The organism is Rheinheimera oceanensis, from assembly GCF_018831085.1.
Taxonomy (GTDB): Bacteria; Pseudomonadota; Gammaproteobacteria; order Enterobacterales; family Alteromonadaceae; genus Alishewanella; species Alishewanella oceanensis.
Genome location: NZ_JAGPNM010000044.1, coordinates 1 through 613, shown reverse-complemented (window position 1 = coordinate 613; position 613 = coordinate 1). Strand labels below are relative to the sequence as shown.

At 48.5% G+C, this 613-nt stretch carries 1 protein-coding gene; it reads right to left on the bottom strand.

From position 1 onward, the window contains the following. Positions 1 to 35: 35 nt before the first annotated feature. Positions 36 to 587: an NADPH-dependent FMN reductase gene (locus J3B89_RS21020; RefSeq protein WP_215399550.1), complete on the bottom strand. Its 552-nt coding sequence runs from the start codon at positions 585 to 587 to the stop codon at positions 36 to 38. Positions 588 to 613 lie beyond the last annotated feature (26 nt).

Genomic DNA, 613 nt, shown 5'->3' with positions numbered 1-613 from the left:
TTTTATCTTTGAACTGTGTATTTAAAAAGCCGCGATTAAGCGGCTTTGCTTTGCATAACTTGCTGGTGCAGCATCAGCGCGGCTTGCTGCAGTTGTAAAAACAACGGTGTGTGTTTTACCTGTTGATACTGTGTATCAAACACCTGATGAAAATTAGGTACGGATACGGTACCAACAAGCCTGGCGCCCATAAAAGGTGCAGCCTGTACTGCTGCCTGCAGCACACTTTGTGCGCCTCCTGCCCCCGGCGCAGCGGAGAGAAACAACGCCGGTTTATGCTGAAAAATATGCCGTTGGCTGCGCGAGGCCCAGTCATATAAATTTTTAAAGGCTGCGGTAAAGGTGCCGTTATGTTCGGCAAAAGATATTATCAGGCCGTCAGCTTCGGCTATCTGCTGCAAAAACGCCGTTACCTTTGCCGGTGAACCCAGCTCAGCTTCGCGTTGCTCGCTGTATATCGGTAACTCGTAGTCGTCAATATTTAAGCTCACTACCTCAGCCTGCGGCAGTAGCCTGGCAACACTTAATGCCAGTTGCTGGTTAATAGATTGCGGATTATTACTGGCGGCAAAAGCAAGAATTTTCATACTGCCTCCTTACGTGCTTTTTCCTG